The organism is Porphyrobacter sp. HT-58-2, from assembly GCF_002952215.1.
Lineage (GTDB): Bacteria > Pseudomonadota > Alphaproteobacteria > Sphingomonadales > Sphingomonadaceae > Erythrobacter.
Map to the genome: position 1 here is coordinate 518,697 of NZ_CP022600.1, position 15,183 is coordinate 533,879.

13 protein-coding genes are annotated in these 15,183 nt (G+C 66.6%); 4 read left to right on the forward strand and 9 right to left on the reverse strand.

Annotated features, from left to right (window positions below; genetic code table 11):
• Window positions 1–41 precede the first annotated feature (41 nt).
• Window positions 42–920, forward strand: a complete 879-nt coding sequence (locus CHX26_RS02585) for a UTP--glucose-1-phosphate uridylyltransferase (protein ID WP_104941022.1) — start codon at window positions 42–44, stop codon at window positions 918–920.
• 38 nt (window positions 921–958) lie between these two features.
• Here the strand turns inward: CHX26_RS02585 and CHX26_RS02590 are convergent, their stop codons facing one another.
• The 8 genes from CHX26_RS02590 to glnE all read right to left on the reverse strand — a co-directional run bounded on the left by CHX26_RS02590 (window position 959) and on the right by glnE (window position 11,417).
• Window positions 959–2,680 carry a flotillin family protein gene (locus CHX26_RS02590; protein ID WP_104941023.1) on the reverse strand — a complete coding sequence of 574 codons (1,722 nt, stop codon included), beginning with the start codon at window positions 2,678–2,680 and terminating at the stop codon, window positions 959–961.
• A gap of 53 nt (window positions 2,681–2,733) precedes the next feature.
• Entirely contained in the window at window positions 2,734–3,363 is a 630-nt protein-coding gene (locus CHX26_RS02595; protein ID WP_104941024.1) for an OB-fold-containig protein, read from the reverse strand.
• A gap of 103 nt (window positions 3,364–3,466) precedes the next feature.
• Window positions 3,467–4,759 carry a cytochrome P450 gene (locus CHX26_RS02600; RefSeq protein ID WP_104941025.1) on the reverse strand — a complete coding sequence of 431 codons (1,293 nt, stop codon included), beginning with the start codon at window positions 4,757–4,759 and terminating at the stop codon, window positions 3,467–3,469.
• Window positions 4,756–6,291 carry an acyl-CoA synthetase gene (locus CHX26_RS02605; RefSeq protein ID WP_172449874.1) on the reverse strand — a complete coding sequence of 512 codons (1,536 nt, stop codon included), beginning with the start codon at window positions 6,289–6,291 and terminating at the stop codon, window positions 4,756–4,758. Before CHX26_RS02605 ends, CHX26_RS02600 begins: the two co-directional genes overlap by 4 nt.
• 234 nt (window positions 6,292–6,525) lie before the next feature.
• Window positions 6,526–7,263, reverse strand: coding sequence for a M23 family metallopeptidase (locus tag CHX26_RS02610; protein WP_104941027.1), 738 nt, complete (start codon window positions 7,261–7,263; stop codon window positions 6,526–6,528).
• Between the two features lie 113 nt (window positions 7,264–7,376).
• Window positions 7,377–8,168, reverse strand: coding sequence for a ferritin-like domain-containing protein (locus CHX26_RS02615; protein WP_104941028.1), 792 nt, complete (start codon window positions 8,166–8,168; stop codon window positions 7,377–7,379).
• A 7-nt stretch (window positions 8,169–8,175) separates the two neighbouring features.
• Entirely contained in the window at window positions 8,176–8,649 is a 474-nt protein-coding gene (locus CHX26_RS02620; RefSeq protein WP_104941029.1) for a peroxiredoxin, read from the reverse strand.
• Window positions 8,646–11,417: a bifunctional [glutamate--ammonia ligase]-adenylyl-L-tyrosine phosphorylase/[glutamate--ammonia-ligase] adenylyltransferase gene (gene glnE / locus CHX26_RS02625; protein WP_104941030.1), complete on the reverse strand. Its 2,772-nt coding sequence runs from the start codon at window positions 11,415–11,417 to the stop codon at window positions 8,646–8,648. Before glnE ends, CHX26_RS02620 begins: the two co-directional genes overlap by 4 nt.
• Window positions 11,418–11,566: 149 nt before the next feature.
• Between glnE and CHX26_RS02630 the strand changes: the two genes are divergently transcribed.
• From CHX26_RS02630 to CHX26_RS16145, 3 genes are read left to right on the forward strand one after another with little or no spacing between them, the layout of a single operon-like run.
• Window positions 11,567–13,270: a M28 family metallopeptidase gene (locus CHX26_RS02630; RefSeq protein WP_172449657.1), complete on the forward strand. Its 1,704-nt coding sequence runs from the start codon at window positions 11,567–11,569 to the stop codon at window positions 13,268–13,270.
• 6 nt (window positions 13,271–13,276) lie between these two features.
• Window positions 13,277–14,266: an agmatine deiminase family protein gene (locus tag CHX26_RS02635; RefSeq protein ID WP_104941032.1), complete on the forward strand. Its 990-nt coding sequence runs from the start codon at window positions 13,277–13,279 to the stop codon at window positions 14,264–14,266.
• A 35-nt stretch (window positions 14,267–14,301) separates the two neighbouring features.
• Window positions 14,302–14,436 (forward strand): hypothetical protein, encoded by a 135-nt coding sequence (locus CHX26_RS16145; protein ID WP_257790848.1) that lies wholly within the window; start codon window positions 14,302–14,304, stop codon window positions 14,434–14,436.
• A gap of 1 nt (window position 14,437) precedes the next feature.
• Here CHX26_RS16145 and CHX26_RS02640 read toward each other — a convergent pair whose 3' ends face one another.
• Window positions 14,438–15,181 carry a sulfite exporter TauE/SafE family protein gene (locus CHX26_RS02640; RefSeq protein ID WP_104941033.1) on the reverse strand — a complete coding sequence of 248 codons (744 nt, stop codon included), beginning with the start codon at window positions 15,179–15,181 and terminating at the stop codon, window positions 14,438–14,440.
• Between the last annotated feature and the right edge of the window lie 2 nt (window positions 15,182–15,183).

Genomic DNA, 15,183 nt, shown 5'->3' on the forward strand with positions numbered 1-15,183 from the left:
CGGGCGGTCGACTTTCTGATCCGATCAAGCAAAGGCGTGCAATGTCTCCCAAGCCGATCCGTAAAGCCGTTTTCCCCGTGGCGGGGCTTGGCACCCGGTTTCTGCCGGCAACCAAGGTGGTGCCCAAGGAGCTGCTGCCGGTGGTTGACCGGCCGCTGATCCAGTACGCTGTCGATGAAGCGCGCGAGGCGGGGATCGAGCAGATGATCTTCGTCACCGGGCGCGGCAAGACGGGGATTGTCGAACATTTCGACATCGCCTTCGAACTCGAAAAGACCATGTCCGAACGCGGCAAGGATGCCTCGGTGCTCGATTGCACCCGCGCGACTCCGGGCGATGTGATCGCGGTGCGCCAGCAGGTGCCGCTGGGCCTTGGTCACGCGATCTGGTGCGCCCGCGCGATCGTGGGGGACGAGCCCTTCGCGATTTTCCTCCCCGATGAACTGATGGTCGCGCGTGAAGGCGGCACCGGCTGCATGAAGCAGATGGTGGAGGCCTACACCCAAGTCGGCGGGAATCTCATCTCGGTGCTGGAGGTGCCGATGGAGCAGGTTTCGTCCTACGGCGTGATCGACCCCGGCAAGACCGAAGGCGCGCTGACCGAGGTGCGCGGTCTGGTCGAGAAGCCCCCGGTGGCCGAGGCGCCTTCGAACAAGATCGTCTCGGGCCGCTATATCCTCCAGCCCGAGGTGATGCGCGTGCTTGAGAATCAGGGCAAGGGTGCGGGCGGGGAAATCCAGCTGACCGACGCGATGGCAAAGATGATCGGTCAGCAGCCGTTCCACGCCGTTACGTTCGACGGCAACCGCTACGATTGCGGCAGCAAGGTCGGCTTTGTCGAGGCGACGCTGGCAATCGCGCTCGCCCGGCCCGACATGGGAGCGGATGTCCGGGCGATTGCCCTGGATCTGCTGAAGTAACGGGCGAGGGGCAGCAGCGCCGCCCCTCGTGCGCTCCATTACTCCGCCGCTTCGACGCCCTTGGCATCATCCGCGTCATTGTCGCGGGGCTTGGTGGGCTTGGCGGCCTCGAGCGCAGCGGCCGGCTTGGCCGGCGCAGGCGAGGCAGGCGGCGGGGTCTCCACCGCGTCCGCTGCGCCCTTGACCAGACCCGACAGGTTGGAGCCATCCAGCCCCAGTTCCTTCATCAGCCCATCGAGCACGGGCGCCTGGGCGCGGTAGGCGAGCGCCGCTGCCACGGCATCGCTGGCGAGGTTGCCTGACCCGGCTCCGCCGCCGCCATTGCCGCCTGCACTGTCGTTCGCCGCGCGCCCGCCATTGGTGAGCCCGTCAACCTGCACGATCTTGATCGAATCGATCGCTTCCATCGGCTTGGCGCTTTCGCGGATGACCTCGGGCAGCACCTTGAGCAGCGCCAGCTTGGTCTGGAGGCTGATCTGCTCCATCGAGAGGATATTCGCCGCCTCGTTGATGGCGCGCTGGCCCGCGGCCTCAACCTCGAACCGCACCCGCGCGGCTTCGGCACGCAGCTTTTCGGCCTCGGCCTCACCCTGGGCTTCGAACTTGATCGCGTCGGCGCGGTTGGTCGCGGCGTCCTTTTCCGCTTCGGCCTGCACCTTGATCGCGATGGCATCGCGTTCGGCCTGCTTGGCGGCTTCGATCAGCTCGATCTTCTTCTGACGCTCGGCGATTTCGCTTTCGCGCGCGGTGGCGACCCGTTCCTCGGCCTCGACCGCCTTGGCGCGGGCGGCATCGGCTTCGGCCTTGGCCTGGCTTTCCTCGCGCGACTTGTTCTGCACAGCGATCTGCTGTTCCTGCCGGGCGATTTCGAGCGCGCGCTGCTGATCGATGCGGGCTTCCTCGACCAGACGGTCCGCTTCGATCTGCTGGGCATCGACCTGCTTCTTGGCGGTGATCCGGGCGACTTCGGCCTCGCGGTTGCGCTCCGCCTGTTCGCGGGCGATTTCCGCCGCCTGCGCCGCGCGGCGGATTTCCACCTCGCGTTCCTGTTCGAGCCGCGCATATTCCTGATCGCGCGAGATTTCGAAGCTCTTCTTGTCGGCTTCGAGGTTCTTCGTCTCGATCTGGACGCGGGTATCCTGCTCGATGTCGTTGCGCAGCTTCTTGCGCGCCTCGATCTGCTCGGTCAGCTTGGTCAGGCCTTCCGCGTCGAAGGCGTTGTTGGCGTTGAAGTGTTCGATGCTGGTCTGGTCGAGCCCGGTGAGCGAGACCGATTCCAGCTCCAGACCGTTCATGGCGAGGTCGTTGGAGCTGACCTGCTGCACCTTCTGCACAAAATCGGCGCGCTGTTCGTGCAGTTCGTTCATCGTCATCCCCGCCGCGACCGAGCGCAGCGCGTCGACGAACTTGCCTTCGACCAGATCCTTCAGCGCATCGGGCTGCATGGTGCGCATCCCCAGCGTCTGGGCGGCCATCGCAATGGCCTCGGCATCGGGGCGGACGCGGACGTAGAATTCCGCCTTCACGTCGATCCGCAGCCGGTCGAGCGTGATCAGCGCCTCGGCATCGCGGCGCACGACGCTGAGGACGAGGGTGTTCATGTTCACCGGCATGGCTTCATGGAACACCGGGAAGACCAGCGCGCCGCCGTTCATCACGACCTTCTCGCCGCCGAAACCGGTGCGCACGAAGGCGGTTTCCTTCGTCGCTCTGCGGTAGAGCGTGGTCAGGAAGGCGATGAAGATGACGAAGACGAGCAAGCCGCGCCCCCGCCGATGATGGCCATCGTGATCAAGTCCATGAGCGTGCTCCCTTAAGCATCGAGCCCGAGCAGCGGGCTTTCATAGTGGACGGCGAAGAAGATCTGGCCTTCGCGCCGGACGAGGAGGACGGTCTCGCCCTCTCGCAATTCGGTATTGGTGTCATGGGGTTCGACCATGACGAAGTGGGCCTGCCCGTGGCGGTCGGTCACGCGGGCGCGGGCGGGTGATCCGGCTCGTGCGGTGCCGATCTGGATTTCCGCATCGCGCCGCACCAGATCATCGAGGCTGACGGCGGTGGTTTCGTCACGCGGCATGATCGCGGCGAGCGGCCTGACAGTGAGGCCGTTGAGCGGCAGCGCGGCTCCTCCCGCCAGCAGAGCTGCGAGCGGCGCAGGCAGTGGTGTGCCGAGGATGCTCGCCAGCACGCCCTGACCGATGACGCCGATGGTGCCGAAGGTGAACAGCAGGCAGGCCAGCCACACCATCAGCGGCACCCGTCCCAGACCGAACAGCGCCGACAATGCCTCGCCAATACCGCTGGCGGCCAGTCCGTCAGGCGCGTCGAAATCGCCCGCGCCTTCCAGCGCTTCGCCCACGCCGGTCAGGGCCAGCAGCGCAACCAGCCCCAGCGCCCCGAAGGCGATGAGAAAGGGCAGATTGTGAGGCGCAAGCAGGCTCATGCCGAACGCGCCGGAAACGGAAGGCAAAAGCAGAATCCCATGCCCGCAAAACTAGGGCAAAGACCTTTGAAGACAAAGCGGAATCGGACGGAGTTTGTCGATTTCAGGCGGGGGTCACGCGCAGCGGCAAGGTCTTCAATCCGCCCACGAAAGTGCTGCTGGCGCGCTTGGCCTCGCCCGCCGGTTCGACCGCGGCAACCCGGTCGAGGATCGCCTCGAACAGGATCTTCATCTCCAGCCGCGCCAGATGGAGGCCAAGGCACTGGTGCGCCCCCGCCCCGAAGGCGAGATGGCGGTTGGGCGAGCGGGCCGCGTCGAAACGGCGCGGATCGGGGAACTGGGCGGGGTCGTGATTGGCGGCGACGTAGTTGATCATCAGCCAGTCGCCCGCCTTGATCTGCTGCCCGCCGATCTCGCAATCCTCGGCCGCGGTGCGCATGAAGTGCTGCACCGGGCTGGTCCAGCGGATCGCCTCTTCGACGATGCCGGGGAGCAGCGAGCGGTCGGCGCGGACGCGGGCATATTGTTCGGGATCGCGCGCCAGCGCCTGCATCGCCCCTGCCGTGCTTGCGCTGGTGGTGTCATGCCCGGCGGTGGCGACGATGATGTAATAGCCCGCCATGTCGCGCGGGGGGAGCGGCTGGCCGTCCACGGTGGCGTTGGCGATCACGCTGGCAACATCGTCGGTCGGGTTCTTCCGGCGATCTTCGGCTAGCGCCGCGAAGTAATCCTCGAAGGTCTTCACTGCACCTGCGACGATCTGCACCACCTGTTCCGGCGTCATCTGGTCCATGCCGCTGCCCGACAGGTCCTTGTCCTGCCCGCCGAACAATTGCTGGGTGAGCATCTGCATCCGGAATTCGTCCTCAGGCGGCACGCCGAGGATCTGCATGACCACGCGCAGGGGATAGGGGCCGGAGACTTCCTTGACGAAGTCGACCTCAGACCCCTGTTCCAGCATCCGATCCACCGTCGCCGCCGCCAGCGTCCGCAGCTCGCCTTCCAGCTGGGCGAGGTTGCGGGGCATGAACCATTCCTGCGTCAGCTTGCGGTATTTGGGGTGGATAGGCGCGTCGAACACCACCAGCGAATCGACCAGCATGTTCGATCCGGTCGCCGCGCGGCTGAATTCGATCGCCTGATTGAAGCTGAACACCACCGGGCGCGGGTTGTTGAGGAAGGCGGCATTGTCCTTCGAAATCCGCATGACGTCGTCATAGCGGGTGACGAGCCAGAACGGCTCGAACAGGCCCGGCGTGTCGGGCTGCACCTTGGCGACCGGGGTTTTCGCACGGATCGCGTCGAAGGTGTCGAGCAGCCCGTCCCACTGGGCATAGGCGTGGGGGTCGATCACCCGGCGGGCGATATCGCCCGGCAGAACGGCCTCACCACTCATGCCGCAGCCGCCTTCGCCGCGAATTCATCGCGCAGCTCGCGCTTGTAGAGCTTGCCATTGGCCTCGCGCGGGAGATCGGGGCGGAAGTCGAACAGCTTGGGCATCTTGATCTTCGACAGGCTGCCCGAGAGGAAATCGCGCAGCTCCGCTTCCAGCGCGGGGCCGGCATCCGCCATGTCGCGCGGCTGCACCACGGCCACCACCTTCTCGCCGAGATCAGGGCAGGGCGCGCCGATCACGGCGGCGTCCATCACCTTGGGGTGGGTGACGAGCAGGTTCTCGATCTCCTGCGGGTAGATGTTCACCCCGCCGCTGATGATCATGTGGCTCTTGCGGTCGGTCAGGAACAGGAAGCCGTCGGCGTCGAGATGGCCGATGTCGCCCAGCGTCATCCAGCCTTTCGGGTGCATCGCCTCGCGGGTCTTGTCGGGATCATTGTGATAGGTGGGGAGCAGGGCGTTCTCGAAATAGATCAGGCCATCCTCGCCCGGCCCCACTTCCTCGCCATCCGGCCCGCAGATATGGAGCGTGCCATAGATCGCCCGCCCGACGCTGCCCGGGTGGGTGAGCCAGTCGGCCGAGCGGATCATCGTCATCCCGATGCTTTCGCTACCGGCGTAGTATTCGTTCACGATCTCGCCCCACCAGGCGATCATCTCCTGCTTGATCGGCACCGGGCAGGGTGCGGCGGCGTGGAGCGCGCGCTGGTGGCTGGAGAGATCGTATTTCGTCCGGATTGCCGGATCGAGCTTGAGGAAGCGCACGAAATGGGTCGGCACCCACTGGCTGTCGGTGACCTTGTATTTTGCGATAGCGGCGAGCGCCTCCTCAGGATCGAATTTCTCCATCATCACCACGGTCCCGCCAAGCCGGTGGACGACCGAACACCAGCCAATCGGGGCGGCGTGGTAGAGCGGGGCGGGGGAGAGATAGACCATCGAACCATCGGTCGGCATCCCGGCGCCCATCACCGCGAGCCCCACCAGCGGCACCGCCGCCTGCGGGTCGGGATCTTCGGGCGGGGCGGGGCGGATGCCCTTGGGCCGCCCGGTGGTGCCGCTGGAATAGAGCATCACCATGCCCGCGCTCTGATCGGGAATCGGGCTGGGGGCCTGAGCGGCGAGGGCGGCGGCGAAGTCCTCCGCATCGCCTGCGTCCATGACCAGCACGGCAAGGCCGGGGCATTCCTTGCGGATATCCGCCAGCATCCCGGCGAAATAGCCGCTGGTGATGAGCAGCTTCGCCTGCGAATCGCGGATGATATAGGCAGCTTCCGGCGCGGTCAGGCGGCTTGAGATCGGCACCAGCATCGTGCCCGCGCGCTGCGAGCCCCAGATCAGGGTGAAGTACTCAATCCGGTTTTCAAGCAGCACCGCAAAGGCGTCGCCTGCCTTGATGCCATGGGCGCGCAGCAGGTGGGCGAAGCGGTTCGATTCCGCCTCCATCTCGCCATAGGTGATCTGCTTGCCCGACCCGGTCATGATGACGGCGGGATGATCCGGGCGGGTCGCGGCGTGCGCGATGGGGTGCATGCTCATGATTTTTCTCTCCCATGCCGCTGTAGCGGTTTGCGAGGGAAGTTACGCAAGCCGCGCGCCCTCGCAAGCAAAAACGGTATGGGAAATGCTACCGATTATGGCGGTCATGCCCGAGGAGTCGCCGACGCGCGGCGGGGACAAGAAAAAAGGCGGCGGGATAACCCGCCGCCATGTTCGGACACCCTCTCCAATGTCCGGCTCGCTTACAGCGAGCAATTTCTTCGAAGCTTACTCGCCGCCCTGACCCGTCAGGCGGGCATCCCGGGCGTAAGCAAGCTGTGCCTCGCTCTCCACCATATACGGAATCGGATTGACTGCAAGCCCGTCGACACGAACTTCGTAATGAAGGTGCGGGCCGGTCGAACGGCCGGTCGATCCGACATAGCCGATCAGATCGCCCTTCTTCACATTGTCGCCTGCGGCCACCGCGAGGCGCGAGAGGTGAGCATAGCGGGTTTCCATCGACGCACCATGGTTGATGCTGATGTAGAGACCATAGCTCGAATACCAGTCGGCGCGGCCGACGATACCGTCTGCCGTGGCATAGACCGGAGTGCCGGTCGGCGCGGCAAGATCAATGCCGTGATGCTGGCGGCGGCCACCGAGAACCGGGTGCGAGCGCATCCCGAAGCCGCTGGTCAGCTGGGCGCCTTCAAGCGGCATGCGCGACGGCACCGAAATCGCCCCGTTCGGCAGGGGCGACGAGAACGCGGCCACATCAGCGCCGGTGCCAAGCGTCGGGCTGGTGCGTTCAATCGCGGTCCAGCTAGCGAACAGCGACTTGAAGCGTTGATCGCCGTTCTCGGCCGCATCAACCTGCGCTTCGCGCACGGGATCAAGAATGTCGGCGCTGGCGGTGGTGGCGGAGTTGGCGGAATTCGCGAAGGCCGGCGCTGCGGCGGAAACGAACAGGGCAGCGCAGGCTGAGACAGCAAGCTTGACCACATGGCGCACGGCAAATTTCATATAAGACCCGGTTCCCGATTGCGGCCCGCCCATTTTCAGGAGCAGTACCGAAGGAGTGTTCCGGCACGTCTGCTGCGCGCCTTTCGCTGATCGTGGGTTATGCGGGTGAGTCGTTAATGCGCAATCTCTGCGTAGAATCCGCGCGACAAACCGGCAGCAAGACGCGCCGAGTCGTTGAATGGCGGCTTAATCGCACCGCGAAAGTGCCGTTTTACGAGATCTTGCCACAGGGATTCGGGTGCAAGCTGCGTCATTTCGGCACAGCGCAAAAAGTGCTTGGTGCCGATCCCGACATGGCGGATTTCGTCGTCAAGTATGCGAGCAAGAATTTTTGCACCGCCCGCATCGCCCGCTGCCCGCACCCGTTCGAGAGTGGCGGGCGTCACGTCGAGCCCGCGCGCTTCGAGCACCATCGGCACCACGGCCAGCCGTGCGGCGACATCGTGGCGTGTCGCGTGCGCGGCTTCCCACAGTCCCGCGTGCGCCGGGAGCGCGCCATAATGGCTGCCGAGCTGTTCAAGCTTCCGTGCCAGCAGCGCGAAGTGCATCGCCTCGTCTGCGGCAACGGCAAGGAAGTCGGTGACGAATTCCTCGCCCATGTCGTCCCCGAATCGCCCCGCCATGTCGAGCGCGAGGTCGATGGCGACGAATTCGATATGGGCGAGGGAATGCCACAAGGCGATTCGCGCCCGCTCGCTGCCGCCCTTCCCGCGCTTGGGCATCCGGTTCGGCGGGAGCAACTCCGGCGCGTCGGGCCAGGCGGGCTGGTCGGGCATCGCGACGTCGAATGCCCACGCCAGCTTCCCCGCCCGCCAGTCGCGTGCGAGCTGGCGGGTGGCGAAGCACTTGGCGCGCGGCTCTGCGGTCAGCAGCGCGGCGCGGATGGCGCGGGCGATAGTGGTCATGCGGGGATCAGAGCGCTTTCGCTGCCGCCAGCACGTCCTCGGCATGGCCTGCGACCTTCACCTTGTCCCAGATGCGCGCGATCTTGCCCTGCGCATCGACCAGATAGGTAGCGCGGACCATGCCCATGTAGGTCTTGCCGTACATCTGCTTTTCCGCCCACACGCCGAGCGCATCGGACAACCCGCCCTCTTCCGCGTCGGTGGCGAGCGGAGCGGTCAGGCCGTGCTTGGCGATGAACTTGGCGTGCTTCTTGGCCGGGTCTTTCGAGACTCCGAGCAGCTTGGTGCCTGCCGCTTCGAACTGCGCCTTCAGGGCCGAGAAATCCTTGTTCTCGGTGGTGCAGCCGGGGGTGTCATCCTTGGGATAGAAGAAGATCACCAGCTTGGAACCGGCGAAGTCCGAGGGCTTCACGCTCCCGCCTTCGGGAGTTTCCATGGCGATATCGGGGATGGCGTCACCGACGCCGGGAAAAGTGCTCATGCGGGGTTCTCCTGTTCAGTTTCGAGAATGTCCGTGCCGAGGATTTGTTTCCACGCTTCGGCGACCCTCTGGCGCGCGGCGGCGAAGGCGGCGAGCAGCGCATCGTAGCTTTCGAACCCGCAGGCCCGTGCCAGCGCCCGCGCGCCGCTGGGCGGGGGTTCGCGGCCATCGGGAGCGAGCAGGCGCCCTGCCACGAGCATCCGGCTCATCAGCGCGTGAGGATCGGCCAGATCGGCCGGGATCAGGCCCGCTTCGGCCAGACCGGCCATCGCCACGTCCAGATCGGGATTGAGTGCATCGGGCGCGGCCTCGGCCAGCGGGCGTCCATCCGCCGTCTTGCCCTTCAATTGCAGGTAGTGGACGAGAAATTCGATATCGACGAGGCCCCCGCGCGCCAGCTTGGCATCGACCGGGCCGGTGGCGGGCTTGTGCTTCGCCATCTCGGCGCGCATCTCCAGCACCGCCTCGCGCAGTTCGGCCTGCCCACGCGGAGCCTGGAGCACCTCGGCCAGCACGGCCTCGAGCTGCGCGCGCGCTTCGGGCGAGCCATAGAGCACCCGCGCGCGGGCCAGCGCCATGTGCTCCCATGTCCACGCTGCCTCGCGCTGATACTTGCCAAAGGCTTCACAGCTGACCGCCATCGGGCCCTGATTGCCTTGCGGCCGCAGCCGCGTGTCGACTTCGTAGAGCGCCCCTTGCGCGGTCGGCACCGAGAGGGCGGCGCTGACCCGGCTGGCGAGGCGGTTGTAATAGACTGTCGCCCCGAGCGGGCGCGGACCATCGGACTGTGCGGCAAAATCGCCGGTGAACAGATAGACGATATCGAGATCGGAGGCATGGGTGAGCGCGCCCCCGCCGAGCCGGCCCAGGCCCAGGATCAGCAACTCGCTTCCCGCAATCCGTCCGTGCTTGGCGACGAATTCCGCCACTGTCGCGTCGGTCGCCAGCTGCATTGCGGCCTCGGCGGTGCGCGACAGGGCGCGGGCGATGGCGAGCGGATCGGCCAGCCCTTCGATCAGCTGGATGCCGAGCGCGAAGCGGATCTCGCCGGTGATCACCCGGATCGCGTCAAGCAGCGCCTCATAGTCGTCACGCCCTGCCGCGCCCCGCATCCGCGCCATGATCGAGGTGACATCCCCCGGCAGATCGAGTGCATGCCGGTCGATCAGGGTGTCGAGCCGTTCGGGCTTGCGTGCAAGTTCGTCCGACAGCACCGGCGCAAGGGTCAGTGCCGCCACCAGCCGTTCGATCAGATCAGGCCGCGCGTCGAGCAGGCGGAAGGTGGTGATCGCCGATGGCACGCTTTCAAGGATACGCTCCCAGCGGGTGATCGCGCGCATCGGATCATCGCTCTGCCCCATCGCCTTCAGCAGCGCCGGGGCGAGCCTGTCCCATGCGGCCACGGCCTGAGGGGAACGGATCGCGGCATGGCGCCCGTCGCGCCAGGTCTCGATCCGCTCGGCTAGGGTATCAGGTTCGGCAAAGCCCCATTGGCCCAGTTCATGCACCAGCGTGCTGACCGGCATGGCGACCGGGGCCGGTGTCGCTTCGGGGCGGCCGATCAGTTCTTCATAGATGCGGGCCGTGCGCGCTGTCAGTTCGGTGAGCTCTGCCACCAGCGCCGCTCCGTCCGCCAGCCCGTCGAGCTGCGCGACATTGTCGAGCGCGGCGCCTTCGGGAAGGGCATGGGTCTGACGGTCGTTCACCATCTGCAAGCGATGTTCGACCTGCCGGAGCCGGTCATAGGCCTCGCCCAGAGTCACCGCGTGTTCGGGCGCGATCCAGCCACTGGCGGCCAGCACGTCGAGCGCATGGCGGGTTCCGCGCACCCGTAGCGAGGCATCGCGTCCGCCGTGGATCAGCTGATGGGTCTGCGCGTAGAATTCGATTTCGCGGATCCCGCCGCGCCCGCGCTTCACATCGAAGCCGGGGCCGGGAGCGGGCGGGCCCTCGTGGCTTTCGCGGATGCGCAAGGTCAGCGCGCGGATTTCCTCGACCGCGCCGTAATCGAGCTGTCCACGCCACACGAAGGGGCGGATCTGGCTCAGGAAATCCTCCCCCGCCGCCACGTCCCCTGCCGCTGCGCGCGCGCGGGTGAAGGCAGCCCGTTCCCACGCCAGCGCGGCGCTTTGATAATGGGTGAGCGCCGCACCTACAGGCACAGCCAGCGGACTGACCTCGCTTGCCGGGCGCAGCCGCAGGTCGACCCGCAGGGCATAGCCATCAGCGGTGTTCGATGCCAGCAGCGCCACCACCCGCCGGGCATAGCGTTGCGCCGCATCGCCCGGATCGTCCGAAGCGCGGCGCGGCAGGCGGTCGCGGTCGAACAGCAGGATCGGGTCGATGTCGGACGAGTAATTGAGCTCGCCCGCCCCCTGCTTGCCCAGCGCCAGCGCGATGAAGCCATCTGTGCTATCGGTGTCGGTGCGTTCGGTGATCGCGCTGCGGATCGCGCGGTCGAGGGCGCGGTCGGCGAAAGCGGTCAGTTCGCCCACCACCTGTGTCAGCGGGAAGGCACCGGCCAGATCACCCACCGCCAGCGCCGCCGCCAATGCCAGCCGTTCGCGCCGCAGGGCGATTTCGGTGTCGGGATGCGCAGCTTGAGCACGCGCCCACGTCAGCGCCCCTTCGCCATCGCCGCTGGACAGCAGCGCGGCCAGTTCGGGCTGGCGATCGAGCGCGCGTGCCAGAAATGGCGCATGGTGGCGGGCGCGGTGCAGCGCGTTGTCCCAGTCGGCCAGGCCGTGCAGGTGCCGGTTCTCTCCCATCCCCGCCTCTCTGGCCGCAGCGGGCGCGGCTCGCAAGAGGTGTCTGGTGGCCCTGCGGCTATGCCACAAGAGGGCGCGCTTGCACCCCGCCGCCGCCTCTGCAATTGAGGCCCGCATGGGAAGCGGTGAAGACGGCAAGGAATGATCGGATGACGAAGCGGTTTGCAGCTTTGGGGATGATGCTGGCCGGCGCGCTGACGCTGGCGGCGTGCGATGCGATCCCCGGCATGGGCGGCGGCGAGGCGGCGCTCGATATTCCCGAAATCGCGCCCGGAGAGCTGTCCGAAGCGACCATGAAGGATGTCACCCGGTTGCTTTCCAGCGATGCCTTCGAAGGTCGGATGCCCGGCACTCCGGGCGAGGAAAAAACCATCGCCCTGCTCACCGAACGTTTCAAGGCCGCCGGGCTTCAGCCGGGCAATGGCGAAAGCTGGGTGCAGGAAGTGCCGCTGGTCGAGATCACCGGCAGGAACTACGCCCCGCTCACCATCACCGGCAAGGGCGGCACTCAGAGCTTCGCTTTCGGCAAGGACTGGGTCGGCGTGACCTATCGCGAAGAGGCGAAGACCACGCTCAAGGACAGCGAGCTGGTGTTTGTCGGATACGGCATCAACGCGCCCGAGCGCGGTTGGAACGACTATGCCGGGCTCGACGTGAAGGGCAAGACGGTGGTGATCCTCGTCAATGATCCCGACTGGCAGAGCGAGGGCCTTGAAGGCACTTTCAACGGCAAGGCGATGACCTATTACGGGCGCTGGACCTACAAGTATGAAGAGGCCGCGCGTCAGGGCGCGGCCGGTGCGCTGATCGTGCATGACACTGCGCCGGCCAGCTATGGCTGGAACGTGGTCGAAAGCTCGTGGACCGGCCCGCAGGCCTATGCCCAGCGCGGCGACAACGCGCCGCCGCTGACACAGATGAACGGCTGGATCCAGAAGGACGCCGCGCGCAAGGTGCTGGAGGCCGCAGGGCAGGATCTCGACGCGCTGACGAAGGCGGCGCAGCAGAAGGGCTTCAAGCCGGTGCCGCTGGGCCTGACGGCCGCGACCAGTTTCGAAAGCACCTTCCGCAGCTTTGTCTCGCACAATGTCATCGGCATCCTGCCGGGCAGCGAGGCGCCTGAGGAATATGTGCTCCACACCGCGCATTGGGATCACCTCGGGCGCTGCACGCCTGCGCCTGATGGCGATGACATCTGCAATGGCGCGGTCGACAATGCCACCGGCACGGCGGCGCTGGTCGCGCTGGCCGAGGCCCATGCCAAGGCTGGCCCACCGCGCCGCAGCCTCGTGTTCCTGGCGGTGACGGCGGAGGAGTCCGGCCTGCTTGGCGCGACCTATTATGCCCAGAACCCGATCTTCCCGCTGGCGCAGACTGTGGGCGGGATCAACATGGACGCCTTCCAGATGGCGGGCCGTGCCAAGGACGTGACCGTGGTCGGCCCGGGCAAGTCGCAGCTTGATCTGTTCCTTGACGCTGCGCTCAAGGCCGATGGCCGCGCCGCGACTCCCAATCCCAAGCCGGAGGCGGGCTATTACTATCGTTCCGATCACTTCGCCTTCGCCAAGCTCGGCGTGCCGATGCTCTACATCGACGGGGGTGAGGATCTGATCGAGGGCGGACGCGAGGCGGGCGCGAAGATCGCCGCCGACTACACCGAGAACCGTTATCACGGGCCGAAGGACGAATTCGACGAGAACTGGGACTGGTCGGGCGTGATGGCCGACCTGCAGCTGTTCTTCCGCATTGGCCGGATGATGGCGACGAGCAGCAGCTGGCCCAACTGGAACGAGGGTGACGAGTTCAAGGCCATCCGCGACCAGAGCTGTGCCGCTTCGGCCAAGGGCTGCTGAGACCACATGACCGTTCTCATGCCGCCCGAATGGGCGCCACAGGACTGGATCTGGATCGGCTTCCCGCACCTCGCCGAGGAGTGGCCGGGCTGGCTGGAGCCTGCACAGGAGCAGATGGCGGCTTTCGCGAGCGCCGTGGCGACAAGTGGGCAGGAAGTGCGCCTGCTGGTGCGCGACGAGGCCAACGAGGCCCGTGCGCGCCAATTGGTCAGCAGCAAGGTGACGCTCGAACGCCGCGCCTATGGCGACATCTGGCTGCGCGATACTGGCCCGCTGGTAGTGTTCGATGGCGAGCAGCGCATTGCCCGCCGTTTCGGCTTCAACGGCTGGGGCGGGAAGTATCTGATGCCGGGCGATCAGGAGATCGGCGCCGAAATCGCGCGCGATGCGGGCCTTGCCGTGACGCAAAGGCCCATGATTCTCGAAGGTGGCGCGGTGGATGGCGACGGCACCGGGCTGGTCGCGACGACCGAGCAATGTCTGCTCAACCCCAACCGCAACCCGCATTTGAGCCGTCAGCAGATCGAGGCAGAGCTGGCGGCGCAGCTCGGCTTCACCCGCGTGCTGTGGCTGGGCGATGGGCTTATCAACGATCACACCGATGGCCACGTCGACAATCTTGCGCGGTTCGTCGCCCCTAACCGGCTGGTGGTGCCTGAGGCGACCGGCGCCGACGATCCCAATGCCGCGATCTATGCCGATGCGGCGGCGCGGGCGGCGGCGGCAGGGGTCGAGGTGGTGCGCATCCCCTCGCCCGGCCTCATGACCCGTGACGGCGTGGTCGAGCCTGCCAGCTATGTGAACTTCGCGATCACCTCGCATCTGGTGGTGGTGCCGACCTTCGGCTCGCCCCATGATGCCGACGGCGTCGCCGCGATCGCCGCGCTGTTTCCCGACCGGGACACGATCGGCCTGCCGGGCGAGGCGGTGCTGGCAGGTGGCGGGGGCTTCCACTGCGCCAGCCAGCAAATGCCCGCGCTGGCCGGCGCAAGTTAACGCTTCGTTAGGGAATTGGGGCGAGAGTGCGTGAGATGAACCGCGCTCAAGCCCTCGCTCTGCCGCTTGCTTCCGCAATCCACACGGATTCGCTTGACCTTGCGCGGCGGATGATCGTGCTTGGCTGTGCGGCGGCACTGATCCTTGCAGGTCCGGCGCTGCCGTTCTAGATCACATCAAGCGCAGCAGCGCTCCCAGCGCCGCGCCGCCGAGCACCAGCCCGACACAGGTGCGCCATGCCGGATCGCTGATCCGGCCCGACACTGCCGAGCCCATGCGGTTGCCCGCGATGATCACCGGCAGCATCACCAGCGCGAACAGCCCTAGCTCCCAGCGCAGGATGCCAAGCCATGTCGCCCCTGCCAGGCCGGCCGCGCCCGCGATGGTGAAGATCAGCAGCATCGACGCCTTGATCGTGATCCGCGGCAATTCGCGCCCGGCGTAATAAGGCACCACCGGCGGCCCCGGCATCCCGGCATAGCCTGTCATCAAGCCGCTGAGCACGCCCACCCCGCCGGTCACCAGCCTGCCCGGCACCGCGCTTCCCCGACGCGGCAGCAGGATCGCGATGAAGGCGCTGAAGGCGATCAGGGCGATGATCAGCCGGGCAATATCGGCGCTGGTCACCGACAGCGCCCACAGGCCGAGCGGCGTGGTGAGCACCACGATCCCCGCGATCACCCATGCGCTACGCTCCGCCTCGCGCACCAGCGTGCGGGCTTCGGTCAGTCCGATCAGCACCGACAGGCAATTGCCCAGCACCACCGCCTCGACCGGGGGCAGCGCCAGCGCAAGGATCGGCACCAGCAGGATCGCCATGCCGAAGCCCGTCAGCCCGCGCACGAAGGACGCGCCGAGTGCCGCGCCAAGCGCGACCGCGATTTGCAGCGCGGTGAAGCTGCCAAGCAGGTCCATGC